This is a genomic window from Gordonibacter pamelaeae 7-10-1-b, assembly GCF_000210055.1.
Lineage (GTDB): Bacteria > Actinomycetota > Coriobacteriia > Coriobacteriales > Eggerthellaceae > Gordonibacter > Gordonibacter pamelaeae.
Map to the genome: position 1 here is coordinate 184584 of NC_021021.1, position 2529 is coordinate 187112.

The 2529-nt window shown below is 67.6% G+C and carries 4 protein-coding genes; all 4 read right to left on the reverse strand.

What is annotated here, in order from left to right; translation table 11 throughout:
• On the reverse strand, nt 1-201 hold a 201-nt coding region (locus GPA_RS20555; RefSeq protein WP_041238704.1), incomplete at its 3' end, for a translation initiation factor IF-2 N-terminal domain-containing protein.
• Nucleotides 202-219: 18 nt separating this feature from the next.
• A complete protein-coding gene (gene rnpM / locus GPA_RS00850; protein ID WP_015538677.1) occupies nt 220-498 on the reverse strand; it encodes an RNase P modulator RnpM in 279 nt (92 codons plus the stop codon).
• Nucleotides 499-526: 28 nt separating this feature from the next.
• Nucleotides 527-1744: a transcription termination factor NusA gene (gene nusA / locus GPA_RS00855; protein ID WP_041238706.1), complete on the reverse strand. Its 1218-nt coding sequence runs from the start codon at nt 1742-1744 to the stop codon at nt 527-529.
• 15 nt (nt 1745-1759) lie between these two features.
• On the reverse strand, nt 1760-2230 hold the full coding sequence (locus GPA_RS00860) for a ribosome maturation factor RimP (RefSeq protein ID WP_041238707.1): 471 nt from the start codon (nt 2228-2230) through the stop codon (nt 1760-1762).
• Nucleotides 2231-2529 lie beyond the last annotated feature (299 nt).

The following is a 2529-nucleotide window of genomic DNA, read 5'->3' on the forward strand; positions in this document are numbered from 1 at the left end:
GGCGGCCTCCTCGGCCTCCAGCTGGCCCGCGCGCTGCTTGATCTCGGGCTCGAGGTTCTTCCTGATCTTGGCCACGTAGGCGTCGGCGAGCATGCTCGCGTGGCTCTTCGCGGGTATCTTCATCTCGTTCAGCTTGTCGAGCAGCTCCTTGCTCGTCATGTCGAATTCCTTCGCCAACTCATGTACGCGCATGCTGGCCATATACCAACTCCTCTTCCCTTACGCTCCGCGCAGCGCCGAAGACACCTCGGCTGCGATTCGTTCCAACTCATCGTGATCGAGCTTCGTCTTCAGCGCCCGTTCAAGCTTTCTGGTCTTGCATGCGGCGGCGAAGCACGCCTCGGAGCATACGTACGCCCCCCGCCCCGGCGCGCGGCCGGTGCCGTCGAACGCCACGGAGCCCGCCGGCGTGCGCACCACGCGGTAGAGCTCGGCCTTGCCGGCCTGCTTTCCGCATGCGATGCAGCTGCGCTGCCGTTTCCTCGTCTCCGTTGCCATCCGTCGCCTCGCTCGTTTCCCTTGGCCGCTATTCCCCGTCGAGGTCCGCGTGCACGCCGCAGTAGTGGCTGCCCGGCCGGGCATGGTTGCGGCAGCGCGCCCCGTCCTCGCTCACGTAGGCGCACAGGCCGGCCTCGTCGTCGGCCTCCACGTCCTCGTCGATGAGCATGTTGTCGCCCGCGGCCAGCGGCTCGCCGGCGAACGACGCGCTCTTGATGTCGATATGCCAGCCCGTGAGGCGCGCGGCGAGGCGGGCGTTCTGGCCCTCCTTGCCGATGGCCAGCGACAGCTGGTCGTCGGGCACCACGACGGTGGCGTAGTGGTTGTCCTCGTCGATGATGACGTTCGCCACCTTCGCGGGCGAGAGCGCGTTGGCCACGTAGGACGCGGGGTCCTCGTGCCACTGGATGACGTCCACGCGCTCGTTGCGCAGCTCCTCCACCACCATGCGCACGCGGCTGCCCTTCGGGCCGACGCAGGCGCCCACCGGGTCGAGGTTCGCCTCGCGCGAGGCCACCGCGATCTTGGAGCGCGCGCCCGGCTCGCGGGCGATGGACTTGATCTCCACCATGCCGTCGTAGATCTCCGGCACCTCGATCTCGAAGAGGCGGCGGATGAGGTCCGGGTGCGTGCGGGACACGACGATGGCCGGGCGGGCCTGCTCGCCGCGCATCTTCGGCGCGTCGGAGTTCGGGTCGCGCACGTCGATGATGAGCACCTTCAGGCGCTGGTTGTGGCGGTAGTGCTCGTTCGACGGACGCTCGTTGCGCTCGCCCGGGTTGCGCTTCTGGTCGTAGTGCGGCAGCTCCGCCTCCACGCCGTCGCGGATCTTGATGATGGTGAAGTCCGGGGTGCCCTGCAGCACCGTGCCCGTGACCAGGTCGCCCACGCGTCCCGAGAACTCCTCGAAGATGGACTGGCGGCCCGCCTCGCGCACGATGGACGCGATGACGCCCTTCGCGTTCTGCGCCGCGATGCGGCTCACGTCGGCCGGCGTCACGTCGCGCTCCTCGAACTCGCTGTACTCGCCGGTCTCCTCGTCGGGCTCGCCCACCGGCACCAGCTCGTAGACGTAGATGTGCCCCGTCTGGCGGTCGATGGTCACGCGCGCGTCCCACTCGAGGTCCAGGATGCGCTCGTAGCTCTTGGCAAGCGACACCTCCAGGCGCTCGATGAGGTAGAACTCGTCGATCTTGCGTTCGTGGGCCAGGGCCTGCAAGGCCTCGATCAGTTCTGAAGTTGCCACGTCTGAAGTCCTTTCCTATGAGCTGAAATCGATAGCGCCCTTGAGGTGGGCGCGCTTGATGTCGGATACGGGGATGCGGAAGGCGGTGCCGTCCACGTCGAGCTCCACCACGCCGTCCGCGACGCCCGCGATGGTGCCGGTGAAGGCGCTGCGCCCGTCGAGCGGGGCCGCCGTCTTCACCACGGCCGTCTCGCCGGCGAACCGGGCGAAGTGCTCCGGCGTGCGCAGCGGGCGGTCGATGCCGGGCGACGAGACCTCCAGCGTGTAGGCGCCGGGGAACGGGTCGAGCTCGTCCATGAGGTCGTTGATCCATGCCTGGGCAGCCGAGAGCTCGTCGAAGCTCACGCCGCCTTCCACATCTATGTACACCCTGATGGTAGGTGCTTTCTTCGCACCTGCCACCTCCACGGTGACAATCTCCACGCCCTCCTCGGCCGCGCGGGGGGCCAGCGCGTCGAGCAGCTGCTGTTCCTTCTTGCCGAGCACGTCCGCCTCCTCTCTCGCCCGGCGCGCCTTCTCCTGCGCGCCGCCGTGCCGTCTTGCCGGGCCGGATATCCCTACGCCTCGCGGCGTGGGGCGAACCGGCCCTCTACAAACAAAGAAAGCGGGAACAGGCCCACTTTCTCATGCTTCGAAAGTATGGTGCGCACGTACCTCTCACCCGCCTCGTGCGCGTTTGCTTGGTAGGTTATACCATATTCTGCGACCGTTGCCTAGTGACGCGATCAGGGCTCTCGCAATCTCACCACATTTCGCCGCCGGCGGAGGGGCCCGGCGCGGCGGGA

Coding starts and splice junctions, on each gene's coding strand:
- rnpM (WP_015538677.1), bottom strand. CDS start 498: ATGGCAACGGAGACGAGGAAACGGCAGCGCAGCTGCATCGCATGCGGA.